General features: G+C 73.3%; 23 protein-coding genes and 1 riboswitch. Of the genes, 16 read left to right on the top strand and 7 right to left on the bottom strand.

Annotation, left to right across the window (positions count from 1 at the left end; translation table 11 throughout):
• Positions 1–180 precede the first annotated feature (180 nt).
• Complete coding sequence (locus tag ABEA42_RS06405; protein WP_425572027.1) at positions 181–1056, top strand: LysR family transcriptional regulator; 876 nt, start codon at positions 181–183, stop codon at positions 1054–1056.
• Here ABEA42_RS06405 and ABEA42_RS06400 read toward each other — a convergent pair.
• Together ABEA42_RS06400 and ABEA42_RS06395 are read right to left on the bottom strand one after the other, a co-directional pair.
• Entirely contained in the window at positions 1027–2016 is a 990-nt protein-coding gene (locus ABEA42_RS06400) for a LysR family transcriptional regulator (RefSeq protein ID WP_345501942.1), read from the bottom strand. The genes ABEA42_RS06405 and ABEA42_RS06400 overlap by 30 nt on opposite strands.
• 358 nt (positions 2017–2374) lie before the next feature.
• Complete coding sequence (locus ABEA42_RS06395; protein WP_345501941.1) at positions 2375–4642, bottom strand: FG-GAP-like repeat-containing protein; 2268 nt, start codon at positions 4640–4642, stop codon at positions 2375–2377.
• 274 nt (positions 4643–4916) lie between these two features.
• Between ABEA42_RS06395 and ABEA42_RS06390 the strand changes: the two genes are divergently transcribed.
• Genes ABEA42_RS06390 through ABEA42_RS06380 form a run of 3 tightly spaced genes read left to right on the top strand, consistent with a single transcriptional unit; the run spans position 4917 to position 8923 of the window.
• Positions 4917–7268, top strand: a complete 2352-nt coding sequence (locus ABEA42_RS06390; RefSeq protein WP_345501939.1) for a glycosyltransferase family 4 protein — start codon at positions 4917–4919, stop codon at positions 7266–7268.
• Positions 7265–8581 (top strand): glycosyltransferase, encoded by a 1317-nt coding sequence (locus ABEA42_RS06385; protein WP_345501938.1) that lies wholly within the window; start codon positions 7265–7267, stop codon positions 8579–8581. Before ABEA42_RS06390 ends, ABEA42_RS06385 begins: the two co-directional genes overlap by 4 nt.
• A gap of 15 nt (positions 8582–8596) precedes the next feature.
• The gene (locus tag ABEA42_RS06380) at positions 8597–8923 is read left to right on the top strand and encodes a putative quinol monooxygenase (RefSeq protein WP_345501936.1); all 327 of its coding nucleotides are present in this window, start codon (positions 8597–8599) and stop codon (positions 8921–8923) included.
• Here ABEA42_RS06380 and ABEA42_RS06375 read toward each other — a convergent pair.
• Positions 8920–9111: a hypothetical protein gene (locus ABEA42_RS06375; RefSeq protein ID WP_345501935.1), complete on the bottom strand. Its 192-nt coding sequence runs from the start codon at positions 9109–9111 to the stop codon at positions 8920–8922. The genes ABEA42_RS06380 and ABEA42_RS06375 overlap by 4 nt on opposite strands.
• 212 nt (positions 9112–9323) lie before the next feature.
• Here ABEA42_RS06375 and ABEA42_RS06370 point away from each other — a divergent pair, with 212 nt between their 5' ends.
• From ABEA42_RS06370 to ABEA42_RS06350, 5 genes are all read left to right on the top strand, one after another.
• A complete protein-coding gene (locus ABEA42_RS06370) occupies positions 9324–9749 on the top strand; it encodes a hypothetical protein (RefSeq protein WP_345501934.1) in 426 nt (141 codons plus the stop codon).
• 75 nt (positions 9750–9824) lie between these two features.
• Complete coding sequence (locus ABEA42_RS06365) at positions 9825–10025, top strand: DUF4177 domain-containing protein (RefSeq protein ID WP_345501933.1); 201 nt, start codon at positions 9825–9827, stop codon at positions 10023–10025.
• A gap of 150 nt (positions 10026–10175) precedes the next feature.
• Positions 10176–11705, top strand: coding sequence for an RNA polymerase sigma factor (locus tag ABEA42_RS06360; RefSeq protein WP_345501932.1), 1530 nt, complete (start codon positions 10176–10178; stop codon positions 11703–11705).
• Positions 11706–11756: 51 nt separating this feature from the next.
• Positions 11757–12122: a hypothetical protein gene (locus ABEA42_RS06355; RefSeq protein ID WP_345501930.1), complete on the top strand. Its 366-nt coding sequence runs from the start codon at positions 11757–11759 to the stop codon at positions 12120–12122.
• A complete protein-coding gene (locus tag ABEA42_RS06350; protein WP_425572002.1) occupies positions 12115–12558 on the top strand; it encodes a hypothetical protein in 444 nt (147 codons plus the stop codon). The genes ABEA42_RS06355 and ABEA42_RS06350 overlap by 8 nt, the downstream gene beginning before the upstream one ends.
• Here the strand turns inward: ABEA42_RS06350 and ABEA42_RS06345 are convergent.
• Complete coding sequence (locus ABEA42_RS06345) at positions 12555–12992, bottom strand: nitroreductase family deazaflavin-dependent oxidoreductase (RefSeq protein WP_345501929.1); 438 nt, start codon at positions 12990–12992, stop codon at positions 12555–12557. The two genes, ABEA42_RS06350 and ABEA42_RS06345, sit on opposite strands and share 4 nt — an antisense overlap.
• A 119-nt stretch (positions 12993–13111) precedes the next feature.
• On the opposite strand from ABEA42_RS06345, the gene ABEA42_RS06340 reads away from it, so the two are divergent.
• The 7 genes from ABEA42_RS06340 to ABEA42_RS06310 all read left to right on the top strand — a co-directional run bounded on the left by ABEA42_RS06340 (position 13112) and on the right by ABEA42_RS06310 (position 22365).
• Positions 13112–13405, top strand: coding sequence for a hypothetical protein (locus ABEA42_RS06340; protein WP_345501928.1), 294 nt, complete (start codon positions 13112–13114; stop codon positions 13403–13405).
• Positions 13402–14652: a hypothetical protein gene (locus ABEA42_RS06335; RefSeq protein ID WP_345501927.1), complete on the top strand. Its 1251-nt coding sequence runs from the start codon at positions 13402–13404 to the stop codon at positions 14650–14652. The genes ABEA42_RS06340 and ABEA42_RS06335 overlap by 4 nt, the downstream gene beginning before the upstream one ends.
• Positions 14653–14732: 80 nt before the next feature.
• Positions 14733–16190 carry an FAD-linked oxidase C-terminal domain-containing protein gene (locus tag ABEA42_RS06330; protein WP_345501926.1) on the top strand — a complete coding sequence of 486 codons (1458 nt, stop codon included), beginning with the start codon at positions 14733–14735 and terminating at the stop codon, positions 16188–16190.
• Positions 16190–17440: an FAD-binding oxidoreductase gene (locus ABEA42_RS06325; RefSeq protein WP_345501925.1), complete on the top strand. Its 1251-nt coding sequence runs from the start codon at positions 16190–16192 to the stop codon at positions 17438–17440. Before ABEA42_RS06330 ends, ABEA42_RS06325 begins: the two co-directional genes overlap by 1 nt.
• Before the next feature lies 1 nt (position 17441).
• Positions 17442–18893: a heterodisulfide reductase-related iron-sulfur binding cluster gene (locus ABEA42_RS06320; RefSeq protein ID WP_425572001.1), complete on the top strand. Its 1452-nt coding sequence runs from the start codon at positions 17442–17444 to the stop codon at positions 18891–18893.
• 61 nt (positions 18894–18954) lie between these two features.
• A complete protein-coding gene (locus ABEA42_RS06315) occupies positions 18955–20736 on the top strand; it encodes an L-lactate permease (RefSeq protein ID WP_345501924.1) in 1782 nt (593 codons plus the stop codon).
• A gap of 85 nt (positions 20737–20821) precedes the next feature.
• A riboswitch (SAM riboswitch) is annotated at positions 20822–20934 on the top strand.
• A 111-nt stretch (positions 20935–21045) separates the two neighbouring features.
• Positions 21046–22365 (top strand): bifunctional o-acetylhomoserine/o-acetylserine sulfhydrylase, encoded by a 1320-nt coding sequence (locus ABEA42_RS06310; RefSeq protein ID WP_345501922.1) that lies wholly within the window; start codon positions 21046–21048, stop codon positions 22363–22365.
• A gap of 88 nt (positions 22366–22453) precedes the next feature.
• Here ABEA42_RS06310 and ABEA42_RS06305 read toward each other — a convergent pair whose 3' ends face one another.
• The 3 genes from ABEA42_RS06305 to ABEA42_RS06295 all read right to left on the bottom strand — a co-directional run bounded on the left by ABEA42_RS06305 (position 22454) and on the right by ABEA42_RS06295 (position 25638).
• Positions 22454–23521 carry a ScyD/ScyE family protein gene (locus tag ABEA42_RS06305; protein WP_345501921.1) on the bottom strand — a complete coding sequence of 356 codons (1068 nt, stop codon included), beginning with the start codon at positions 23519–23521 and terminating at the stop codon, positions 22454–22456.
• 155 nt (positions 23522–23676) lie between these two features.
• Positions 23677–24963, bottom strand: coding sequence for a hypothetical protein (locus ABEA42_RS06300; protein WP_345501920.1), 1287 nt, complete (start codon positions 24961–24963; stop codon positions 23677–23679).
• A gap of 3 nt (positions 24964–24966) precedes the next feature.
• Positions 24967–25638 (bottom strand): class I SAM-dependent methyltransferase, encoded by a 672-nt coding sequence (locus ABEA42_RS06295; protein WP_345501919.1) that lies wholly within the window; start codon positions 25636–25638, stop codon positions 24967–24969.
• Positions 25639–25693 lie beyond the last annotated feature (55 nt).

Raw genomic sequence — 25693 nt, 5'->3', positions numbered from 1 at the left:
AGCTCATGTCGTCCTGGCGAAGAGGTGCGTTCGGGTGGCGTCGTGGGTGGTCGGGTACCCGTCAAGTCTGGGCCCTCCTGAGTGCTCGGCGCGCTATTCTGGGATGAAATCAGTCGTATAAGTGCCATTGCGTTTCGCAATGACTTGACCTGACTCCCGATGCAGACCGAGGACGGTGCCGTGTACGACCCCGAGCAGCTGCGCACCTTCGTCGCGGTGACGCAGACCCTGAGCTTCACCCGGGCCGCCGAGTCGCTGGGGATCCGGCAGCCGACCGTGAGCCAGCACATCAAGCGGCTCGAGGAGGCGGTGGGTCGCCCGCTGTTCCTGCGCGACACCCGCAGCGTCACCCTCACCTCCGACGGAGAGGCGATGGCCGGCTTCGCGCGGGACATCCTCGCCGCGCAGGAGCGGGCTGTCGGCTGGTTCACCGGCTCGCGGCTCAAGGGACGGCTGCGCTTCGGGGTCACGGATGACCTTGCCCTGACGCCACTGCCCAGGATCCTGCGTGACTTCCGCCAGCTCTACCCCCGCATCGACCTCGAGCTCGCGGTGCTGCAGAACGACAGCCTCATCCGCCGCATCGAGTCCGGTCACCTCGACGTCGCCTTCGTCAAGCGGAGCGCCGGGATGCCGACCCCCACCCGGGGGCAGCTGGTCCGCCGCGACCACCTCGTGTGGGTCGGCACGGACGGCACCAGGCTCGACCCCGAGCTGCCGGTACCCCTCGTCGTCTACCAGGCGCCGAGCCTGAGCCGCGCGGTGAGCGTCCAGGCCCTCGAGAAGGCCGGCCGCCGCAGCCGCATCACCTGCACGGTCCGCGGTGTGAACGGCGTCCTCGCTGCGGTGCGCGCCGGGCTCGGCATCGCCGTGATGGCCAGGACCCTCACGCCCGCCGACCTCGTCGAGCTGCCGCCCAGTCACGGGCTGCCGAAGCTGCCGCACCTCGACCTGGTCCTGCTCACCCACAAGGCTGCCCCGGCCGAGGCCGCCAAGGCGCTCACCTCAGCGATCCTCGCCAGCGGCTCACCCCTCAAGCCCGTCACCGGCGGCTGAGCGGGCTTCGGCCGGCGGCCTCAGGACGGCATCGACGACGTCGTCGATGCCGGGGGAGCGGCCCCCGAGCACGAGGGGGGAGAGGCGGCGCACGATGTCGGCGGTCTCGCGGTGCACGGCCGCCACCAGCTCGCGCTCGTCGTCCCCGCGCGAGACGAGGGCCACGGTCGAGTCCGGGACCCCGGTCATCGCCACGAACCGGAACGCCCCGCTGCCGTAGAGGCGTTCCACCGAAGCCGGTCCCACCGCGACGCCGTACCCGGCCTCGACGCGCTCGGAGGTCTCCAGCGGGCCGTCGGCGGCGGGCCCGCGCCGCTGCGCCCTGAAGCCGTTGGCGAGGTGCTCGAGGCCCCAGTGGCTGGTGATGGCACTGGGTGTGGCGTCGGAGGCCCGCACCATCGGGCAGTCCAGGACCTCGTCGAGGGTGAGGGTGTGGGCGTCGGCCTCGTCGAACGACGCAGGCAGGGCGACCCCGACACCCTCGCGGAGCAGCTCCGTGGCGACGACCTCGTGGCCCGGGTAGGGCTCACGGGTGACGAGCAGGTCGACCTCCCCGAGGATCCCCTCGTGCCAGCCGTGCATCGGCACGTGCACGAAGCTGAACGTCACTCCGGGGAACCGGCGCGACAGCTCGAGCAGCAGGGGCCGGGTGAGCTCTGCGGCCCCGCCGGGCATGACACCGAGCGTCAGCCTGCCCGCGTAGGACGTCAGCTCCACGCCCCGACGCACCGCCCGGGCGTCCTCGAGGATCCTGCGCGCGGGGAGCAGCAGCGCCTCGCCCGCCGCCGTGAGGGCGACCCCGCTGCGGCTGCGCTCGAACACCTTCGCGCCGAGCTCCTGCTCGAGCTCGTGGATACGGGCGGAGACCGCCGACTGGCTGAGGTACAGGTGGGCGGCAGCGCGCCGGAAGCCGTGGTGGTCCACCACCGCGAGAAAGACCTCGAGGTACCGAAGCTCCATGCGCGCCCTGCCCTGACCTGCCGCCCGATGGCCCATCGTGACCCCACGGGGGAGGTCCGTCAACCTGTTTGCGCAGGTCAGAGGGCTTTTCGGGGGTTTTCAGCCGCAGCGCGACGCGGAGCCGGCGCGAGGGACGGGCTGGGAGCACCTCCCGCGCATCGCTCCCGCCCCTGGTGAATCAGGGAGCGAACCCCTCGTCCTCGAGGTGCTGCACCACCACGTCCCTCGACGCCGGCTGGGGCACACGCTAGGACGCGGGCCCATCTGTGTCAGCGCTCCCGGCGACATTGCTGATCACGGTTGCCGATCACCCCGCGCAGGCCACCGCAGGCTTCGCGCCGCGCATGCGTCGACCGGGTCAGCGCACCCCGACGACCATGGTCGTGGACCCCCACGGCGCCTTGAGGGCCTTGCCCGTGGTGAAGGTGCCCTGGCCGGTGCCGGGGAAGACGGTGTTGACGTTGGCGGCGGTGCGGGCGATGAGGTCGGCCTTGCCGTCGCCGGTGAGGTCGCCGGTGGAGAAGACCGTGTTGTAGCCCTTCCAGCCGTAGGAGATCCGGCTCTGGCCCTTGTACGCGGGGCCCGTGGTCGACCCGGTGCCGGCGTGCAGGTAGAGGCCTCCGGCGGGGGTGCGCCCGAGCAGGTCGGGCCTGCCGTCGCCGGTGACGTCCCCCGGCGTGATGACCTGGGTGTAGGTCTGCCAGCCGGTCCCCAGCTTGCGCCAGGTGCCGGTGAAGGCGCCCTTGCCGTTGCCCGCGACGAGCCACAGCTCGCCGTTCGCCTTGCGCGCCAACAGGTCCGGCTTCTTGTCGCCGGTGAAGTCGCCGGGCGTCAGGACGTCGACGTAGGAGGTCCAGGTGTTCGACAGCAGCGTGCGGCCCGGGAGCAGGCCGCCCTTGCCGTTGCCCTTGTAGAGGTAGACGGCGCCGGCCGAGGTCGTGGCGACGATGTCCGCGAAGCGGTCGCCGTTCCAGTCGCCGGGAGAGACGACCTGGCGGAACGAGCCCCAGCCGCTGCTGATGCGCACCGGTGCCCCGATGGTGCCGGTGCCCGCCGGGTAGTAGTAGAGGTCGCCCACAGCGGTGCGGCCCAGCACGTCACCGCGCCCGTCGGCGTTGAAGCCCGCGATGGGGGGCACGACGACCGGGGCGGGGGGAGTGACCTTGGTGTAGGCCAGGCCGGACAGTGCCTTCCAGTCGTTGGAGGCGACCGTGCCGGTGACCGCGAGCTGCGCCGCCTTCTGGAAGGCGGACACCCCGCTGGCCGTCATGGGACCGAACGCGCCGTCCGCGGTCCCGACCGAGTAGCCGCGTCGGTTGAGCTCGGTCTGCAGGTCGCGCACCGCCGTGCCCGTCGAACCCGTCCTCAGGGTGAGCGAGCCGTAGGTCGCGTACAGGCGCGAGGTCGGGACCGGCACCGCGCCGGCCGTGTTGGAGTACTGCGCGTAGTTGGCGGCCTTGGTGCGGATGGTGTCCATCTGCGGGTAGAGGTACTTGCCCGGGCAGAGGGTGTAGGACGTGTTCTGGTGGGCGTTGATGGTCGGGAGCGTGACCGTCACGCCGGCGGCGTACTTCGCGCCGGTGCCGCCCTGGGAGGTCAGGCGCGTCGTCGCGGTGGGGCTCACGCCGTACTGCGAGAGCTTCCAGCCGGCGACCTTGGCGATCGCGTCGACCATCACCGCGGGCGCGGTCGCGGTCTCGTAGTTGCCGATCGCCGAGATGCCCATGGTGTCGGTGTTGAAGCCCATGGCGTGGGCGCCGCGGACGGGCTGCGTGATCGAGCCCGCGCGGCCCTCGTAGACCCGGCCCCACTTGTCGACGAGGAAGTTGTAGGCGATGTCGGCCCAGCCGAGGCCCTGGGTGTCGTAGGCGTAGATGCCGCGCACCTGCGCCGCGGCGGTCTCGGGGGTGTAGTCGTTGGTTCCGGCCGTGTGGTGGATGACGATCGCCTTGACGGTGCTGCTCAGCGTCTTGCTGCCGCGCAGGCTCTCGTCGGCGCCCCACTGCGCCCGGGTGATGATGGTCGGCTGGATCGCGGCTGCCGAGGCGCTCGCGGCGGGCTGGGCGGCGGTGAGGTTGTCGTCGGCGGCCGAGGTGCCGGGGTCGATGGTGGTGACCTTGAGGTCGGGCAGGGTGCGGCCGCTCGGGGTGTCGACCCGCACCTGGATGCCGGTGGCGCCCTCGCTGACGATGGGCGTCGTACCCAGCCGGGCCCCCACGGCCTCGGGGGTGCCGGGCTGCGGCCCGTCGTCCGGGACGGGGAGGGTGTCCCAGTCGGTCCAGCCCGCGTCCTCCTTGAGCCGGACCTCGACGGTGACGTCGTCAGCGGTCAGGTCCGTCGATCCGGCCCACGAGACCCCTGCCACGGTGAAGCGCTTGCGCACCTGTTCGCCGGTGAGCACGGAGGTGACGCGCTCGCCCTCCACCGCGCGGCGTGAGAGGGCCAGGCCGCGGTGCCTGAGGGAGAGCTCCTTGGCGGCGGCGGCCCCGTCGATCCCCGAGATGGACGTGCTCACGACCGACGGCCGCACCGGGTGGGGCGCGTCGGGGGCAGCGAACGACACCGTCGGCAGGGCGACGAAGGCGGGGGTGAGAGCAACGGCGAGGGCGGCAGAGATCAGTCGCATCAGTGGAGTCCGGGGGGAGAGTCAACAGGGGCGGGTGTGACGACAGTGAAGAGTGTCACCTCCTGTTGCCAGATGTCTCACTGCCTGACGAGATCCACCCGTTCGGACGACCCCTGCGCGGCGTGTCGCGCTGGCCACGCGGCTCGTCGTGCATGGCGGTGGTCAAGCGGGGTGGAGAGCGGGATGAGGAGTTCGCCCGACCTTCGACTGCTCTTCACCCCGGCGGCGCCTCGCCGGGAGTGCGGCGGCCCGGGGGCCGACCTAGGGTCGAGGAGTGGAGAGGGAGCACGCCGCCGTGACGGGGCCGGCAGCGGTGGGGACGACGTCGCCCGTGGCGACGGCGGGTCCGGGGACCGCGGATCCGGCGGGGGAGCGGGAGACCACGGACGTCCGTGCGGCCCTCGAGGAGGTGCGCGCCGCGCCCACGATCCTGCAGGGGCTGAGGTCGGTGGAGGCGCTCACCCGGGCCGCGGCGCTCGACGACGGGACGAGCCTCGGCCTGCTGCGCGAGGCGGCCCTCGACGCACGCGACGGTGTCACCGGGCTGGGCGCCATCCACGCACTGGCCGCGCTGCCGGAGCCGGACGCGACGACCCTCGTCCCGATGCTCGGGACCGGCACCGCCTTCACGGCGCAGCACGCCGCCTGGGCCCTCGAGCACGCCCCGCCCGTTCCCGCCGCGGTGCCCCCGCTCGTGGCCCTCGTCGCCGCCGGCGGCTTCACCGCCATGCTGGCCCAGCGCACCCTCGAGCGCTGGGCTGGGGTGGTGCCGTCGCTCGTCCTCGAGGCGCTCGTGTCCGCAGTGGACCGGTCGTGGCGTGACCACGCCGGCACCGGTGGGAGCCGGGGCGGGAAGGCGCAGGCCGGGCAGGGGAGGAGCCCGGACCACCTCGGCGCGACCACCCGCCTCGTCGAGACCGTGGGTCTCGTCCCGGGCGACGCCGCGACCGCCGTCCTCGTGGGCATGGTCCAGCCCGCCCAGCTCCCCGCGCCGGCGGCGCTGGCCGCGGCCACGGCCCTCGGCGACCGCCTCATCACCCCGCGCCTCGGTGCTCGCCGTCACGCCCCCGTACCCGGCCGCGCCCGTGACGGCCTCACGGTCGTCCAGCTCTTCCTCCACGCCGACATCGACGGGCGGCTGACCAGCGCGGGCAAGGGCGACACCGGTGGCATCGCGACCCTGCTCGTCCAGCTCGGGGACGCCCTGCTCGAGGGGCACCGCGGCGTCGAGCGTGTGGTCACCGTCTCCCGGGGCGGTCCCGACACCGCGCCCGTGCCCACCGACCTGGCCGCGCCGGGCCACCACTACGCGCCGGTGCCCCTCTGGGGACCGCCGGTCGGCATGGCCGACGCGTGGGTGCACCGCGTCGCCGTACGTCGTGGGGTCCGCCGGGTCCTGCAGGCCGCCGGTGACGTGGACGCGGTGCACCTGCGGATGGCGGACGTCGGGTCGCTGGCTGCGGCGGAGGCGGCGCGGGAGCTCGGTGTGCCCGTGGTCTTCACGCTCGCCCCCGACCCGCACGTGGTGCTCGCGCGGCGCGAGGCGGCGGGTGAGCTGACCCGTGCGCGCTTCGCCGAGGTCGACGGAGTCGAGCACCTCGCCTACCGCGACCGCCTCGTGCGCGAGCTCGCCGACGGGGCCGACCAGCTCGTGCTCTTCCCCCGGCCCGAGCTCGGCCGTGACACCCGCGAGCTGCTGGGGCTCGACCTCGACACGGACCGCGAACGGGCGCGCTCGACCGTCGTGGCCGAGGGCATCGACTTCCGGGCCGTGGACCGTGCCAGTGCAGCCCTGCGCCCGGGGGCGAGGGCGATGACCGCCGCGGACGACGCGCTGGGCGAGCTCGACGCCCTCCTGGCAGAGCTGCCCGAGCAACGGCGTGGCCTCCCGCTCGCGATCTCGGTCGGCCGGCTCAACCGCGTCAAGGGGATGGCCACCCTCACGAGGGCCTGGGCGACGACACCCGCCCTGCACGACGCCTGCAACCTCCTGGTCGTCGGCGGCGACCTGACCTCTCCGTCCCCGGACGAGGCCACCGAGCTCGACCAGGTCTTCGCCGCAGTGCCCCGCGAGCAGGCGGCACCGCAGGGGCTGCTGCTCTCCGGGCACCGTCCGCACGCCACCGTGGCCACCTGGCTCGCCGCCACCCTGCGGGGCCGTCCCGGGCTCAGCGCCCCGGGCGGGGTCTATGTGTCCGCGAGCCTCAAGGAGGAGTTCGGGCTGGCGATCCTCGAGGCCATGGCCGCCTCGCTGGTCGTCGTCGCGCCCGACGGCGGCGGACCGGCCACCTACGTCGAGCAGGGGGTCACCGGCATCCTCACCGACACCACCTCGAGCGAGGCGCTCGCGTCAGCGGTGCTCGAGGCGCTCGAGCTGGCCCGTTCCCCGCAGACCCGCATGGCCCAGAAGCGCGCGCTGGCCACCCTGCGTGAGCGGTTCAGCATCGACGCCATGGCCGACGCGCTCGCGTGCGTGTACGCCGGAGCCTCCGGCCGGGCGACCGACGCGACCGGGGAGACCGCTCGGGCAGAGGCGTCAGCGCACGTGGGGAGACCCGGCACGACGCACCCGGCCACGCACCCCGTCACACGCGTCGCTCGACCCTCGACCGGGGCCGCGTCGTGACGCTGCTCGTCATCAGCCCCGACTACGCCTCCCACCTCTACCCGCTCGCCACCCTCGCCACGGCGTGGCAGGCCCGCGGTGAGCGGGTGGTGGTCGCGACCGGACCGGCGACCGACGACATCGTGCGCGGCTTCGGGTTCGAGCGGGAGCACCTCCAGCTGGGCCGCGGCTCCAACCCCGGCGTCATCCGGGCCGAGGAACAACCGGCGGGGGAGGACGACGCGCTCCGCGGGTTCTTCGACGCCACCCGCCGGGGGGCCGTGGAGACACTGCTGTTCCAGGCGCGGGCGCGCCGAGACGACCTCCTCTGGGAGCCGGTGCAGGTCGGCCGCGCGGTCCTCGACGTCGTGGAGAAGGTCCGCCCCGACGCCGTGCTCGTCGACCACCTCGCCTTCTCCGCGCGGCTCGCCCTGTCCAGTGCCGCGGTCGCACACGCCGACGTGGTCCTCGGCCACCCGACGGCGCTGCCCGTCGGCGACGAGGTCTACGGGTGCCCACCGGCCTTCCCGCGAGCCCTGGCGCCGGACCCCGCGGCCTGGGCCCTGCTCCGTACGGTGTGCGAGGACGTCCGTGACGCGTTCACCCGCGAGTGGAACGCCGCGGCGCGCGCCCTGTCTCCCGGGGCCGCCGAGGTCGAGGACGCGTTCGCCGTGACCGGTGACGTCCTCCTGCTGAACTACCCCGAGGCCCTGCACGACCCCGAGCGCACCGCCCTGTTGCCCCCGCACCGCTTCCTGGGGTCGGCGGTGCGCGAAGAGCCGCCGGACGAGGCGGTCGATGCGTGGGTGAGGGAGAGTGCCGTCCCCTACGTCTACGTCAGCCTCGGCAGCTTCCTGTCCGTGCGCGGCGACGTCCTTACGCGGCTCGTGGCGGCCCTGCGGGACCTCGACGTGCGCGTCGCGCTGGCTCACGGCTCCACCCCGGCCTCGGCGCTCGGCGACCTCCCGGCGTCGTGGCTCGTCCGGGAGGCCCTGCCCCAGGTGACCCTCCTGCGTTCGGCGGCGCTCGCCGTGACCCACGGCGGCAACAACAGCGTCACCGAGGCGCTGACCTCCGGGGTGCCCATGCTCGTGCTGCCCCTGTCGACCGACCAGTTCGCCGGGGCCGACTCGCTCGAAAGAGCAGGTCTCGCAACGGTTCTCGACCCCAACACGGCAACCGTGTCGACCCTGCGCGAGGCACTGGGCGACCTGCTGTCCGACGGCGTCGTGCTCGGACGGGCGGTGGCGCTCGCCACCGACCTGGCGGCCTCTCCCGGGCCCGACCGCACCCACGAGGCGCTCACCTGCGCGCCAACCCCCGCGAAACCCTGACCGAAGGAGCCTCCCTTGATCTTCATCACCGCCAAGTTCCCCGTGAAGCCGGAGCACGCCGACGAGTGGCCCGAGCTCAGCCGCGAGTTCACGCAGGCGTGCCGGGCCGAGGAGGGCTGTCTGTGGTTCGACTGGTCGCGCAGCCTCGACGACCCGCACGAGTACGTCCTCGTGGAGGCCTTTCGGGACGACGCCGCCGGCGCCGCCCACGTGCAGTCCGAGCACTTCGCCACGGCGACGCGCGAGCTGCCCCGCTACCTGAGCGCGACCCCGAAGATCGTCAACACCACGGTCGAGGGCACCAGCTGGTCCGAGCTCGGCGAGATGGCCGTGGAGGCCTAGGCCTCCCGGACGACCGGCGGCACGAGCCCGTCGAGCGACTGCAGCTCGGCACGCAGCGTCCCCATCGCCCTGGCGGCGAGGAGTCGGTTGACGAGCAGGTCCGCCTGGCGGGCGACGGCGCGGGAGTGCGCCGTGGTGCCCACGCCGGGCACGCGCGGCCCGGGGGAGGTCAGTCGGTCGGTGTCCACGGTGGGGACGGTATTGAGCGCTGCCGCCGGCCGCGTGCCATTGGGCCGTCTACCCACCGTTCGTCCGATGCCGTGCCGGGGAAGGGACGAGGAACGGAGGCGGACGGGACACCGACGCGGCTGGCCCCGGGCGGTGAGTTCCCTGGCCGTGGGCTCCCGGGGCTGGGGACAACTCCGCGGCGGCCCGGACGTTTCGGGGCAGCATGCCTGCCATGAGCTACCAGGACCTCCCGGACGACATCCGGACCACCCCGCTGACCGACCCGGCGCTGCAGGCCGACGTCGTCGACCTCATGGTCGGCATCCACGAGCGGCGCGGGGGTGCGGTCGGCCTCATGGTGTGTGACGACGGTGACCGCGGTATCCAGCCGATCGTCGTCAACGACCTGCCCGAGGGCGCAGGGGAGGACGAGCTGCTCAGGCTGCTCGAGCTCGTCCTGCCCGTCGTGGCCGCGGCGCGTGGAGGCCTGCTGGTCGGCCGTGGGCGCCGCGGCCTGCTGCCGACCGACCACGACCGTCGCTGGCACCAGGCGACGGTCGAGGCGTGCCACCGCCACGGGGTGCGCCTGCTCGGGTTCCACCTGGCCTCGCCCGAGGGGGTGGCCCGGATGCCCGACCCGCTCGAGACCGCCTGCTGACCTGCCCGATCAACTGCCTCATCGACCTGCCCGATGGACCTGCCCGAGCGGCTCCGGCGCATCTAGGCTGCCGCCATGTACGAGTACAAGGTGGTCCAGGTCCGTGAAGGCCTCATCGGGGGCAAGATGTCGGCCGACAAGCTGGAGAAGGTCCTCAACGAGTGGGCCGCCAAGGGCTGGCAGCTGAAGTCCGTCATCTCCGTCGAGGTCAAGGGGCGGATCGGCCCCGGCGGCACGGAGGGCGTGCTCGTGACGTTCGAGCGCCAGAAGTCCTGACGGGCCTGCCTCCTCACCCGGATCGGTGGCGCCGCAGCCCAGCCCTCCGCCTCGGCTCCGCTGCTCCGCTCTGCTACTCAGTCTGCTACTCAGTGGGAACAGCCCGAACGGACGAGGCCACAGGCCGCACACAGGACGGATACTGGACTCGTGCTGGGGACCGGATTCACACGCACTCTGCGTGACGCCCAGGCCGGTGACGAGGCTGCCTTCGCCCGGCTCTGGAGCGATGCCAACCCCCTGATGGTGCGCTACCTACGGGTCATCGGCGCGGACGACCCCTACGACGCGGCCTGCGAGGGCTGGATCACGGTGGTCCGCGGGCTGCCGGGGTTCACCGGCGACGAGCTGGCGTGGCGCGTCTGGATCCTGGCCTGCACGCGCATGCGGGCGGAGGAGAGCACCCTGCGCCACGGGTGGGGTTCGGTCACGGCCCTGCCGGGCGTCGTGGCCCCGGGGAGCGATGCCCTCGAGGCGGAGGACCTCGTCGACGACGACGTCCGCGGCGACCCTGCCCACCGCGGGGTCGACGACACCATCGCAGCACTGCGCGCCCTGCCCCTCGGCCAGGGCGAGATCCTGATGCTCCGGCTCGGAGGTGGTCTGCCCGTGAGGTCGGTGTCCGACGTCGTCGGTGCGGACGAGGCGACGGTGCAGCGGTCCGAGGCCCGTGCCCTCGAGCGCGTCGGTGCCGATGCCGAGCTCCTCTCCTGGTCGCTCGCGGCCCCGCCGACGGCAGCGGAGCTCGCCGACGAGCGGGTGGCCACGGCGGCGTTCCGCAGCATCCCGCGCCCCCCGGCGTGGTCGGTGCCGCGGACCCGGGTCGTGGCGCTCGGCAGCGTCCTCACGAGCTCGTCGCGCACGGGCACGAGCGGTCGGGGCATCGCCAACGCTGCCGGCCGGTCACGCACGGCACTGCTGGGCATCGCGGTGCTGTCGGCCTCGGCCATGTCACTGGGCGGCCTCGGCGCCGCCGCCTACGTCGGCGCCCTCCCGGACCCCGTCCAGAAGGTCATGCACGACACCATCGGCGCCCCGGCGCCCGAGCACCACGGCTCGCAGGCGGTGCGCACCGGCCGCGTCGGCACCACCGGCACCGGACACACCTCGGTCGCCGGCCCGACCGCGGCCAGCAGCCCCGCCGCGGGTCTGTGCCGCGCCTGGGCGGCCGACAAGGGCAAGGGCACACCGCGCCAGTCGTCGACCGCCTTCCGCAGGCTGGCCTCCACCGCCGGTGGCGCCGAGCAGGTCGACGGCTACTGCGTGGGCGTGCTGGCGACCGCTCCGGGCGCCCCGACCGCGCTGCCCACGACGGCGGTGCCCACCGCCAAGGGCCCGAAGACCACCCACCCGGGCGGCAGCCCCTCGGGCACCGGCTCCCCGACGAGGAGCACCGCGCCCACGCCCGGCACGACGTCGACGACCGGCACCCCGACCGGCACCACCACGACCGGCACCCCGGACCCGTCCACGACGTCGGGCACGACGTCGACGAAGACGCCCAACCCGAACTCGCCCACCTCGAAGGGCTCGAACCCCAAGACGACGAAGTCCTCACCCGCGAAGACCTCATCGCCCAAGTCGTCGCCACCCAAGGGCGGCGGCAAGTCGACGCCGGCACCGACGGCCAGCGGGTCGTTCGCCGAGTCGCCCCTGCCCACGCCGGTGACCACGGGCTAGCACGGCTCCCGGTCCGAGCCGGTGCGACAGCGCTCGCGTACGCTTCGCGCTGTGCTCTTTCCCCTGACCGTCGTCGTCTTCGCGGCGGCCCTGCTGCTGCTGGCCATGTCCGGTTGGTACGCGGCGCGCTCACGGCTCCTGGACGACCGCCTCCTGCTCGTCGCCGCGGTGCTCGAGCTCGGCGTGCTGGTCCAGGCCGTCGTGGCGCTGGCCCACCTCGGCTCGGTGCCGGGGGACAAGGCCGAGACGGCGACCTTCGCGGCGTACGCGATCACGTTGCCGTTCCTGCCGCCGGCGGCGATCTTCCTCGCCCTCAAGGAGAAGACGCGTTGGTCCATGGGGGTGGCAGCGGTGGCCGCCTTCGCCGTTGCCGTGATGACCGCGCGGCTGCAGCAGATCTGGAACCTCGGTGGCTGACGTGACCGGGACACCGCGCACTGACGGCCCGCGCTCCACCCGCTCGGGGCCCGGCATCGTCCTCGTCGCCGTCTACGGCCTGCTCGCGCTCGCCGCGACCGGGCGCTCGGTCCTGCAGATCACCGAGTACTTCTCGCGGGCGCCGCTCGCCTACGTCTTGTCGGCCGTCGCCGCCGTGATCTACGTCGTGGCGACCGTGGCCCTGGCCCGTGGGGACCGCACCTCGCGCCGGGTCGCCCTCGTCGCGATCTCCGTGGAGCTCGCCGGGGTGCTCGTCGTCGGGCTGGCCTCCTACCTGGCCACCGACGCCTTCCCCGACAAGACCGTGTGGTCGCACTTCGGGTCGGGCTACGGCTACGTGCCGCTCGTCCTTCCGGTGCTCGGCCTGCTCTGGCTGCGGCGCACCGCCCGCGGCAGTGCCGCGGGGTCCGCCTAGGCCTCGACCGGCTCCAGCAGGAAGACCGGGATCAGCCGGTCGGTCTTGGTCTGGTAGTCCGCGTAGGGCGGGAAGGCCGCGACGCAGCGCTCCCACCACACCTCGCGCTCCTCGCCCTCGATCTCGCGGGCGCGCACGGTCCAGGTGCGGTCGTCGTCCTGGAGGTCGAGCACGGGGTTCTTGCGGACGTTGGCATACCAGGCAGGGTGCTCGGGGGCGCCGCCCTTGCTGGCCACCGCGGCGTACACGCCGTCGTGCTCGACGCGCATGAGTGGCACCTTGCGGACCTTGCCGGAGACGCCGAGCATCGTGAGCATCACGACAGGCCGGTCCTGGACGCTGACCGCGCGGGTCGTGCCCTCGGCCTCGATCTTCTCGACCTGGTCGCGCACCCACCGGGCGGTGCTGGGGACGTACTCACCCTGAATCGTCATGCCGCCATGCAAGCACGGCCCCCCGACACCCGCCACGCGGGGGTCGCGGTGCCCGAGGCACCGAGGTGGCCTGTGGACAACGCCGAGGAACCAGGGGACTGCGCGCCTAGCCTCGGGGCATGAGGATCGAGGTGTCCGGCGACGACCTGGTCGCGCTGGGGGAGTCGATGGGCCACGTCGCCGCTGACCTCGCCTGGTGCGCCGACAGCGCGGCCTCCCGGGCCTGGGCCCTCGGGCCCGGCAGGTCCAGGGGCGCGCTCGCTGCCGTGCTGGGCGACTTCGAGCACCAGCGGCTCCTCCTCGGTCGCCGGCTCGACGACCTCGCCTCGGGCCTGCGCCGGGCGGGTGCTGCGTACGTCGACGTCGAGCAGGACGCAGCCTCGCTGTTCGCCGGGTCGGGCGACGCCCCGTGACGGCCGCCCCCACGGAGCCGGGCACGCTGCCCCCGCTGTCGGGCGACCCGGTCGAGACACGGGTCCTGGCGGACGTCCTCGCGCGGCAGGGTGAGGGGGTCGCGGCCCTAGGCCGCACGCTGCACGGCCTTGGCGACCCGGGCCTCGTCGGCTGGTCGAGCCCGGCCGGGGTGGCCTTCTGCGTACAGGTCGGCCCGGTGCCGGCGGTCCTCGCCGCGGTGGCCAACCGCTATGCCGTCGCTGCCTCGGCCCTGCGCCGGCTCGCCAACGACCTGGCGGACGCCCAGGCCGAGGTGGCCTGGGCGCAGCGGGTCCTCGCCCAGTCGTGGGGCCCCTTCCTCGCGGCCGGCGACCGGATGGCCCTGGCGGAGGCCAGCACCGACCCTGCCGAGCAGGCACTCGCCTCGGTGCACCGCGCCGCGATGGTCACCCACGGTGAACGGGTCGAGGAGGCGCGACGCCGCCACCACCTGGCCTGGCAGGCCTTCGACGTGGCCGACCGGCGCTGCGCCGCCACCCTCCACGGCCTGCTCGACGACGGCCTCGCCGACAGCGCCGCCTACGACGCGCTGACCGGGACCAGCCGGGTCGCCGGGGCCGTGGCCGGCCTGGTGGGGACCCTGTCGATGGCCCCGCCGCTGAAGGTGCTCGCCCCGCTGGCCTCCGTCACCGGTGGGGTGCAGCTCGCGGCCGACGGGACCGTCCTGGCCGTGTACGGCGACGGGGACGCGACCACCCTGCTGCTGCAGGGTGGCGCAGCCATGGCCGGGGGAGCGGCACCGCTGCTCAAGGCCGGGGCCCGGGCCACGAACGCCGAGGTGGTCCGTGCGGCGACGACCCGCGCCGAGCGCCGTGCTGCCGCACTGACCACACGTGACCGCCTCGCCGCGGGGGCGCGCAGCCGGATCGCCGAGCTGCGCGGCGGCCTCCATGAGGCCGTCGGTGCCCGTGCCGGGCGCCCTGCTGCGGTCGTGGTGAACCGGGCTCGGCCGCGTGGGGTGGCGCAGACCCGCGCCTGGCTGGCGGAGCAGGCCCAGGTCCGGGCGACGGCGTGGGCGCGGCGCCGGTGGCTGGACGACCTCGATGTCCTCCTGCGCACCGAGGGGTCGTCGCTGCGCATGCACCTCGGGTCGGTCGTGGTGGACGGCGCGGGCCGCGGCCTTGACCGCGCTGCAGCGGTTAGCGAGCGCGTGACCAGCGTCGATGAGGGGAGGGCCCGCCGCGCGGCAGCCGAGCGGCACCGTTGACCTGTCCCGAATGCCGGAAATAAACTCCGTTGCGCAGAAGCCCATTTCCGCGATGTGGAACGGTGAGGCGGTTCTGACACATGGACACCGACGTCCTGGCAGCTCGGCTGCGTGCCCTGGTGGGTGACGCGGCGGTCATCACCGACCGCCAGCGCCTGCGCACCTACGAGTGCGACGGGCTGGCCCAGTACCGCGTCGTGCCGGCCGTCGTCGTCCTCGCCGCCACCACGGCCGACGTCGCGGCCGTGGTGCGCGAGTGCGCCGCGCAGCGGGTGCCGTTCGTCGCCCGGGGGTCGGGCACGGGACTCTCCGGAGGGGCGCTCCCGCACGCCGACGGGGTGCTCGTCGTGATGTCCACCATGCGCCGGATCCTCGAGGTGGACCGCGACAACCAGCGGGCCGTCGTCGAGCCCGGCGTCATCAACCTCCAGCTCAGCCGGGCCACCCTGCCCGACGGCTACTACTACGCGCCGGACCCCTCGAGCCAGCAGGTCTGCTCCATCGGCGGCAACGTCGCCGAGAACTCCGGTGGCGCCCACTGCCTCAAGTACGGCTTCACGAGCAACCACGTCACCGGGCTCGAGCTGGTGACACCGACCGGCGAGGTCGAGCAGATCGGTGGCAAGGCGCCCGACGCCCCGGGGTACGACCTGCTCGGCGCCCTCGTCGGCTCCGAGGGCACCCTCGGGGTCGTCACCTCGGTGACCGTGCGGCTCACCCGGAGCCCGGCCGACGTCCGGACCCTGCTGGCTGCGTTCCCCGGCACCGACCAGGCAGGGGCAGCGGTCTCGGCCATCATCGGGGCCGGGGTGATCCCCGCGGCCATCGAGATGATGGACGCGCTCGCGATCGAGGCGGCCGAGGCCGCGGTGCAGTGCGGCTACCCGGAGGGTGCGGGCGCGGTGCTCATCGTCGAGATCGACGGGCCGGCCTCGGACGTCCAGAAGGTGTTCGAGGAGGTCGAGGGCCACTGCCACGAGCACGGGGCGTTCGAGATCCGCATCGCGGCCGACGACGCCGAGCGCGCCCTGTTCTGGAAGGGGCGCAAGTCGGCCTTCGCCGCGGTGGGCAGGATCAGCCCCGACTACATCGTCCAGGACGGCGTCATCCCGCGCACCGCCCTGCCCGAGGTGCTCAGCAGCATCGCCCGCCTGTCGGCGGAGTCGGGGGTCCGCGTCGCCAACGTCTTCCACGCCGGCGACGGCAACCTGCACCCGCTCGTCCTCTTCGACGACAGTGTCGAGGGGGAGTCCGAGCGGGCCGAGGAGGTCTCGGGGGCGATCCTCGACCTCTGCATCCAGCACGGCGGGTCGATCACCGGGGAGCACGGCGTCGGCTCGGACAAGGCGAGGTACATGCCGCGGATGTTCACCGACGACGACCTCGACACCATGCAGCTGGTCCGCTGCGCGTTCGACCCCGCGTCGATCTCCAACCCGGGCAAGGTCTTCCCGACTCCCCGGCTGTGCGGTGAGCGGCCCGGTCGGCACCAGGGCGCCCACCCGCTCGCGGACGCCGGCGTGGCCGAGGTCTTCTGATGGCTGGCACCCTGACCGCCGGTCGCGAGGCACTGGAGAAGGCGTCCCCCGAAGGTGTCCGGGACGCCACGGCGGCCGACCTCGTGGGCGGTAGTGCGCCGCGCTGGGTCGTGCGGCCGAGGTCCACCGAGGAGGTGTCGGCGGTCATGCAGGTGGCCACCGCGCACGACCTCGCCGTGGTCGTGCGCGGTGCCGGTACGAAGCTCGCCTGGGGTCGCGACCCCGAGCGCCTCGACGTCCTGCTCGACACTGCCGGCCTCGACCGCGTCGTCGAGCACGCCGCGGGGGACCTCATCGTCGTCGTGGGTGCGGGGCGCCGGCTGGACGACCTCGGGGACGACCTCGCCCGGGCGGCCCAGCGGCTCGGGGTCGACCCTGCGCGCACCGGCACCGTGGGAGGTGCCGTCGCGACGGCCTCCACGGGTCCGATGCGGCTCGCCCACGGCGCCGTCCGTGACCTCGTCATCGGTATGACCATGGTCCGCGCGGACGGGGTGGTGGCCCACAGCGGCGGCAAGGTCGTCAAGAACGTCGCCGGGTACGACCTGGGCAAGCTGCTCACCGGCTCGTTCGGCACCCTGGGCGTCATCACGCAGGTCGCCTTCCGGCTCCACCCGGTGCCCACCGGGCGCACCTGGGTGACGGGGGTGCCGTCGAGCCAGGTGGTGGTCCGCGAGGTCGTGCGGTCGCTCGTGCACAGCCAGGTGGTGCCGTCGGCGGTCGAGCTCGACAGGCCGTCGGGCGGCGACTGCGTCGTCTCGGTCCTGCTCGAGGGCCACCCCGACGGGCTCGACGCCCGCGCGGCCGAGGTCGCGGCCCTGCTCGGGCGCGGAGCCGAGCGCTCGGGCGAGCCGCCGTCGTGGTGGGGACGTGAGCCGGGGGGTGGCCGCGCCGATGCCCTGCTGCGGGTCACCCACGAGCTGGCGGCGCTGACCCGCGTGCTCGACGCCGTCGCCCGCGCCGAGGCGGCCTCCGGCTGCTCGGCCGCGCTGCGTGGCTCGGTCGCGGTCGGCACCGCGACCGTGGCCGTGGAGGGGAGCGCCGAGGACGTCGCCGCGTTCACCGTGGCCCTGCGTGCGTCCTCGCCGGGTTTCGGCGGCTCCGTCGTCCTGCTGCAGGGTCCGCCCGGCACCACCGACCTCGTCGACGCCTGGGGACCGGTGGGAGGCCTGTCACTGATGCGGGCGGTCAAGGACCAGTTCGACCCCGGGCGGCTGCTCGCCCCCGGCCGGTTCGTCGGAGGGATCTAACGTGACCACCTCGAAGCCCGAGCAGCCCGCGTCCGGCTCCACGCCCACGACGCCGTCGGGGGAGCCGCCGGTGTCCGCGCCCGCGGGCACCCTGGGCACCGACGCGCGGCTGTCCCTCACCGGGGTGGCTCCGGGGGAGCCGGCCTTCGACGACCACCACCCGCCGTCGGCCGAGCTCGTCGCCGACTGCGTGCACTGCGGCTTCTGCCTGCCGTCGTGCCCCACCTACGTCCTGTGGGGCGAGGAGATGGACTCGCCCCGAGGACGGATCTACCTCATGAACGAGGGGCTCCAGGGCGAGCCGCTGACCGACTCGATGGTCGGCCACTTCGACGCCTGCCTCGGGTGCATGGCCTGCGTGACGGCCTGCCCCTCCGGCGTGCAGTACGACCACCTCATCACCGCCACGCGGGCCCAGGTCGAGCGGCGGCACCGGCGCAGCCCGGCTGACCGGGCCCTGCGCTCGGCGATCTTCGCCCTCTTCCCCTACCCGCGCCGGCTGCGCGCCCTGCGCGGGCCCCTGCGGCTGCACCAGAGCACCGGCCTGTCCCGGCTGCTGCGCCGCTCCGGCCTGCTGGAGCGCGTCTCGCCGCAGCTGGCCAGCATGGAGGCGCTCGCCCCGAGGCTGGGCCGGGCGCAGCCGGTCCCGGAGCGGGTCGCCGCGCGGGGTACGAGGCGCGGCACCGTGGGCATGCTGCTCGGCTGCGTGCAGCGTGAGTTCTTCCCCGGGGTCAACGCCGCGACGGCCCGGGTCCTGGCGGCCGAGGGCTTCGACGTCATCGCCCCCGCCGGGCAGGGGTGCTGCGGCGCGCTGTCGGGGCACAGCGGTCGCGAGGCGGAGGCCCGCCGGTTCGCCCGTGGGCTCATCGACACCTTCGAGGCGAGCGGCGTCGAGACCGTGGTCGTCAACGCGGCCGGCTGCGGCTCGGCCATGAAGGAGTACGCCGACCTGCTGGCCGACGACCCCGCCTACGCCGACCGGGCGCGCCGGTTCGCCGGCCTGGTGCGCGACGTCAGCGAGCTGCTGGCCGAGGTCGGGACGGTGGCCCCGCGACACCCGTTGCCGGTGACCGTGGCCTACCACGACGCCTGCCACCTCAGCCACGCCCAGGGCGTCCGCAGCCAGCCCCGGGAGCTGCTGCGCGCGATACCGGGCCTGCAGGTGCGGGAGGTCGCCGAGGGCGACCTGTGCTGTGGTTCCGCGGGGGTCTACAACCTGGTGAACCCCGAGCCCGCCCGGGAGCTCGGTGACCGCAAGGCGCGCAACGTCCTCGCGACGGGTGCGGAGCTGCTCGTGACAGCCAACCCCGGCTGCCTGATGCAGGTGGCCTCCGCCCTGGAGCGGGCCGGCACCACCCTCCCGATGGCGCACACGGTCGAGGTGCTCGACGCCTCGATCCGTGGGCGCTCGCCCGAGGTCTTCGACGCCGACCGGAGGCGCCGCACGGACTGACCGCACCACCTGCAGGCACGACCACCCACGTCCACGCAGTCCCACACCGAGGTGACCCACCATGTACAGACCCGTGCTCGACGCCGTTGCCGGCTCCCTGACGATCACCGCCCTCGTCGCGATGCTGCCCCTGCTGACCTTGTTCGTCCTGCTGGGCGTGCTGCGCCTGGCGGCGTGGAAGGCCGCCCTGGTCTCGCTCGCCGTGTCGTTCGTCGTGGCCGTCGCGGCCTACTCGATGCCGGTCGGCAAGGCGTTCTCGGCCGGGCTCGAGGGTGCGGCCTTCGGCTTCTTCCCGATCCTGTGGATCGTCATCAACGCGATCTGGCTCTACAACATGACGGTCGAGACGGGACACTTCGACGTCCTGCGCCGGTCCTTCGCCAAGGTCAGCGACGACCAACGCATCCAGGCGGTCATCATCGCGTTCTGCTTCGGGGCGCTCCTCGAGGCGCTCGCCGGTTTCGGCACCCCGGTCGCCATCACCAGCGTCATGCTCATCGCCCTCGGCTTCCGGCCGATGAAGGCCGCGGTCGTCGCCCTCGTCGCCAACACCGCGCCGGTCGCGTTCGGTGCGCTCGCCGTGCCGATCACCACGCTCGCCACCGTGAGCGGGGAGTCGGAGCACCACCTCGCGCAGATCGTCGGTCGCCAGACCCCGCTGCTCGGGGTGTTCGTGCCGATGGCGCTCGTCTACATCGTCGACAAGGGCAAGGGCGTCCGGGCCACCCTGCCGGCCACCCTGGTGTGCGGAGTGGCCTTCGCGCTGGCCCAGTTCGCGACGTCCAACTTCCTGTCCACCCAGCTGACCGACATCGTCGCCGCGCTCGTGGGGGCCCTGGCCGTGGTGCTGCTGCTCCGGGTCTGGCAGCCCGCGACGGCGTACGTGGAGACCGAGACCGACGACGAGCTCGTCGGCGCCCGCAGCGGTTCCGCTGCCCGGGCGGCGGATGGCTCACCGGCCCGGGGTGCCGACACGTCCCACGAGGGCGGTCGCGCCACCGCAGCCCGCGGGCACGGCGGCAGCAGCCGGCGCCACGACGAGCCCGTCCCCTCGACCACGGCGGGTGACCTCGCGGCCCGCGACGCGGACCGGCAGGACAGCACCGCCGAGGTGGTCCGGGCCTACGCGCCGTACCTCATCATCATCGCGCTGTTCATCGTCGCGCAGCTGCCGGGCGTCAAGGACGCCCTCGACGCGCCGAGCCGGGCGTTCCGGTGGCCCGGTCTCGACGGGCTGAAGACGGCCTCGGGCAAGGACTCGACCCTGCCGGTGTTCAAGCTCAACTGGCTCAACGCCGCAGGCACCCTCATGCTCATCGCCGGCCTTCTGACCATCCCCGCGATCGGCATCTCGCCGCGCAAGGCCCTCACCGCCTACGGCGCGACCTACCGCCAGCTCGCGTCCGCGATCCTCACCGTCATGGCGGTGCTCGGCCTCGCCTACGTCATGAACTCCTCGGGCCAGACCGCGACCCTGGGGTCGTGGATGGCCGGTGCCGGGGCGGCCTTCGCGGTCCTGTCACCGATCCTGGGCTGGCTCGGTGTCGCCGTGACGGGGTCCGACACGTCGTCGAACTCGCTGTTCGGCGCGCTCCAGGTCTCGGCCGCCAAGGACGTCGGGCTCAGCCCGGCGCTCATGGCAGCGGCTAACTCCTCCGGCGGGGTGCTCGGCAAGATGATCTCGCCGCAGAACCTCGCCATCGCCGCGGCGGCCGTGGGCCTCTCCGGCCGCGAGGGCGACCTGTTCCGCCGGGTGGTCGGCTGGAGCCTGGGGTTCCTGGCGTTCATGTGCGTCGTGGTCTACCTCCAGTCCACGTCGGTGCTCGGCTGGATGTTGCCCTGAGCCCGGAGGAGGGCGGCTGCCCTCCCGGTCCGCGATGAGAGACGGGTGTGCCGCGCCGTGACCGGCGCGGCATACCCTCTCGGTAGGTCATGAGTGCCAGCGCCAAGCCCCGGCTCGCTGGCCGGCAACCCTCCTCCGCGGTGGGGTGCCCCGGGTGAGGACCAGGCGCACGGCACCTGCCGTGCGCAAGCGCGGGAGACCCACCACGTGTCCCGCACCGCCTCCGGCGGTGGCGACCTGCACCACTCCACCGTCGGCGACGGACCACGCCGACGCCGCACCCGCGGCACGAGAGTGAAGGTCACAGACATGAGCAACGCCAACTGGTCGTTCGAGACCCGCCAGGTGCACGTCGGGCAGGAGCCCGACTCAGCCACCGGGGCCCGCGCCCTGCCGATCTACCAGACCACCTCCTACGTCTTCAGGGACACCGAGCACGCAGCAAACCTGTTCGCGCTCAAGGAGTTCGGCAACATCTACACCCGCATCATGAACCCGACGCAGGACGCCGTCGAGCAGCGCGTCGCCTCGCTCGAAGGCGGCGTCGGGGCGCTGCTCGTGGCCTCCGGGCAGGCGGCCGAGACGCTCGCCATCCTCAACATCGCCGAGGCCGGTGACCACGTCGTGGCCAGCCCCAGCCTCTACGGCGGCACCTACAACCTGCTCAAGCACACCCTGCCCAAGTTCGGCATCCAGGTGAGCTTCGTCGCCGACCCCAACGACGTCGAGTCGTGGCGGGCAGCGGTGCAGCCCAACACGAAGCTGTTCTTCGGGGAGTCGATCTCCAACCCCAAGTCCGAGGTGCTCGACATCGAGGCCGTCGCCTCGGTCGCCCACGAGGTCGGGGTGCCGCTGGTCGTCGACAACACCATCGCCACGCCGTACCTCATCCGTCCCCTGGAGTGGGGAGCCGACGTCGTCGTGCACTCCGCCACGAAGTACCTCGGCGGCCACGGCACGTCGATCGCCGGCGTGATCGTCGACGGCGGCACCTTCGACTACGCCGCGGACCCGGAGCGGTTCCCCAACTACAACACCCCCGAGGAGAGCTACCACGGGCTCGTCTTCGCCCGGGACCTCGGCGTCGGCAGCCCGCTGGGCGCCAACCTGGCGTTCATCCTCAAGGCCCGGGTACAGCTGCTGCGTGACCTCGGCCCGGCGGTGGCGCCGTTCAACGCGTTCCTCATCGCGCAGGGCATCGAGACGCTGAGCCTGCGCCTCGACCGGCACCTGGAGAACACGCACAAGGTCGCGGCGTTCCTCCAGGCGCAGGACCAGGTGGAGAAGGTCGTGTGGGCGTCGCTGCCCGACCACGAGTCCTACAAGAAGGCGCGCAGGTACACGCCCCGGGGCGCGGGTGCGGTGCTGGCCTTCGAGATCGCCGGCGGCGTCGAGGCGGGGCGCCGGTTCGTCGAGGCGCTGGAGCTGCACAGCCACGTGGCCAACATCGGCGACGTGCGCTCCCTGGCCATCCACCCGGCCTCGACGACCCACTCCCAGGGCCCCGACAGCGACCGCCTCGCAGCCGGCGTGACCCCCGGCCTCGTGCGCCTCGCGGTGGGTATCGAGCACATCGACGACATCCTCGCCGACCTCGAGCAGGGCTTCATCGCCGCCAAGGGTGCCTGAGCCCCATCGAGACGGCCCGCCGAGGGCGGTGGGCGGGACACGCAGGACCCCGGGGCCGGTGCGGCCCCGGGGTCCTGCGACTGCGGTGTCAGCGGATCCTGACGATGGACCCCGTACCGGTCGGGTTGCCCTGGTCGTCCGTGGGAGCCAGCGTCCCGGCGTACAGGTGGCCGTTGCCGTACTCGACGGCGAGGGCGCCCGGCAGCATGGCAGCCGTGCTCTTGTGGCCGTTGCGGACCGCGGTCACCTTGCCACCGAAGAGCTCGGCCACGTACAGCGTGCCGTCGCTGCCCTGGGTGACGCTGGTCGCCCCGGCGAAGCCGGTCGCCACCCGGGTGGCGGCACCGGTCCACGGGTTAACCTTGTAGACCGAGCCGCGGGCGCCGGCCGACGGGTCCTCGGGCCCACCGGGCAGCGTGGAGACGTAGAGCATGCCGTCCATGCCCACCTCGACATCGGTCGGCACGGGCTCGAACTTGTACCGCTGGCCGGCGCAGTCCGGGATCCCGTTGGCGTCGGCGAACTCCTGGCTCACCAGGAGCGGCTGCGGCGGCAGGAGCGACAGCAGCGACACGTGACCGTTGTCGTCGACCTTCACCAGGTCGTTGCCACCGGCGTCCGCGACCACCCACGCGCCGTTCCACCGGGTGACGGCATAGGCGTGCGAGTCCACCTGGCCGGTGTAGGCAGCCAGGTCACCCAGTGCGCCGTTGGCGCAGGACGGGTCCTTGAAGCCGTAGTGGACGCGCTGGTCGGGGTTGCGCCTCGTCTCGAACGCGGTGAGGTTCGCGACCATGGTCTTGCTGCCACGCTTGACCGTGAGGGTGGCCTCGCCGGTGGTGTAGTCGAGGGTCGTGTAGGCGAGGGCGTTGTCGGTCTTCGCGACGCCGGACACCTCGCCGGGCATCGGCCCCTGGGCGAGCATGGTCAGCGAGCCGTCCCCGTTGACGCGGGAGACGGTGCTCGTGCCACCGTCGGCGACGTAGAGGCGGCCGTCGTTCGTCGCCAGGTGGAACGGTGCGACGACCTCGGAGTTGAGGACCTTGGGGGTCCAGGTGCGGGCTGCGGAGCCGGCGTGTGCGGACGCTGCGGGCGCCGCGATGAGGGCGGTCGCGGAGGCAACCGCGACGGCGATGGACCAACGACTCGAACGCATGGTGGTGGATCTCCTCCCAGAGTCAGCCCCGTGGTGCGTCACAGAGCACTTCGAGACACGCTAAGGAGGGGGCTGCGGGAGTGGGTACAGCAATGGGGTGACTGGTGGCCGGACCGCGGGTGGTCCAGCCGACGTAGTCGGCGGCGTCAGGTCGGTCAGCCGCGCCCGGCGCGCGTGAGGTCGGCGTACGTCGCGCGGTCCCACGTGTGCCGGAAGTCGGGGTCGGGGTGGCGCCACCCCTCGCCGTACAACCGCTCGAGGTAGACCAGCGGGTTGCGCGGCAGCGGCACCGGCACCCCGAGGAGCCGCCCCTGCGACGCCGGGAACATCAGGTCGCGGTCCAGGGCCCCACGCGTCCCGGGGTACCAGCTGATGGTGTCGCCCTCGAACAGGCCGACGAACACGTCCACCTGCTTGGAGCCGTTGAGTCGCACCTGCCGGTGCGCGGTGAAGTTGCCGGTGACGGTGTAGCCGAGGGGACGCAGGCACTGCTCGACCAGGGCGAGGCCGTCACCGAGCGTCGCCGCCTCGTGCGGGTCGAACCCGATGATGACGTCGAGGTCGTCGTCGTGGGGGATGAGGTCACCGTCACGCACGACGCACAGGGCGGCGCCGAAGCCGAAGCAGACCTGGGGCGTCAGGCCGCGCAGCGCCTCGGCGACCCGGGCCGCCAGCTCGATGTAGGTGACCTTCTCCGCCTCGCCCCAGAACCGGAAGCAGCGCTGCGGTCCGTGGACGGTCCACTCCAGCTGTCGGTCCGCCAGCAGGCCGGAGGTGACCGCGGCCCGGAAGGCGCGGCGGTCGGCTGCGCTGAGCTCGGTGTGGGCGTCCAGCGCCTCACGGGCACCGGTGTACTCGCCACCGAACGTCTGGGCCAGCAGGGGCAGCAAGGAGGTCACCGTCGGGTCGCCGCCGAGCTCCGTACGGTGCGTGAGCAGCCGGCGCAGCTCCCCGACGCGCGCCGCGTGGTCGTAGGCCACGAGCCAGGTGCCGCCGGTCTGCACCAGGACACGCAGTCCTCGGGCGCGCACCGCGGTCTCGCCGACGACGTTGCGCAACCGCAGCCGCTCGAGGTCGATCGGGGCGTCGAAGGCGAGCTCGAGCCACGCGGGCTCGTCGGCCTTGGTGTGGACCACGGTGCCTGACGGGTGGTCGAAGTCGAGCAGCCGCTGCAGGTCGAACCGCTCGCCGTAGCCCTTGTACCAGGAGCTGACCTCGAGGCGGGCCCCCGCGGTGCGGCCGTCGTCGGGTGAGTCGACCCCGATGTTCTGCAGGTGCAGGAACTGGCCCGGGGGCAGCTCGACCCTGACCCGCTCCACGCCGTGGCGCCGCACGACGAGCTCGAGCACACCACCCGGGGCGAGGTACTCGAGGTCGGGGAAGAGCGTGCGTGCCGACAGGATCACGTCGTCCAGCGCGCGGATGGCGCGGTCGTCCACCATGGGTCAGCGGCGGGTGAACAGCTCGCGGGCGCAGTACGCGTCGTCCTGCTTGTACTTGGCGAAGCCGAAGCCCTCGGCGGCGTAGGTGACCTCGAAGCCGCTGGCGAGGGCGTTGGCCTGGAAGCTCGACGGCGCCACGAATCGGCGGTAGTGCGCGTCGGTGACCTTGGCGCCGCTCTGGTCGCGGACCGTGCGGTACTCGACGGCCAGCACGTCGCCGGGGGAGGTGAGCTGGGTCGCCAGGGCGAAGAAGTCCTTCTCCTCCTCGTCGGTGATCGCGTGGACGAAGAAGCGGGCGTAGATGACCAGCTGCCCGTCGTGCTCGCCGGCGCGGCCGAGGCGACCCGGCAGCTCCGGGTCGTCGATGCTCGAGTGCAGGAAGCGGGCCTCCACCCCGAGCGCCTCGGCGAGGGTCTGGCAGCCCTTGACCGCCGACTCCGAGCCGTCGACCCCGGTCACGTCGTGGCCGTAGGAGGCGAAGAAGATCGAGTCGCGGCCGTTGCCGCAGCCCAGCTCGACCACGCGGCACGGCCCGGTGAGCTCGCCGGCCACGAAGGTCGCGAACTGCGACGGCAGCGGCCGGGCGACGGAGGAGCGGGAGGCGTAGTAGTCGTCCCAGTAGCCGGTGCGGTCGCCGGGCGCCGCGGCTGCGGTGGAGGAGTGCGAGGCAGTCATGTCGAGGAGGACCTGTCTTCGGCCGGCCGAGAGTTCACCGGGAGTTCATGTCCGG

Origin of the sequence: Pedococcus ginsenosidimutans, from assembly GCF_039544395.1 — a bacterium.
Taxonomy (GTDB): domain Bacteria; phylum Actinomycetota; class Actinomycetes; order Actinomycetales; family Dermatophilaceae; genus Pedococcus; species Pedococcus ginsenosidimutans.
Note: the sequence above shows the minus strand (reverse complement) of the source record. Positions and strands in the feature narration are given on the sequence as shown.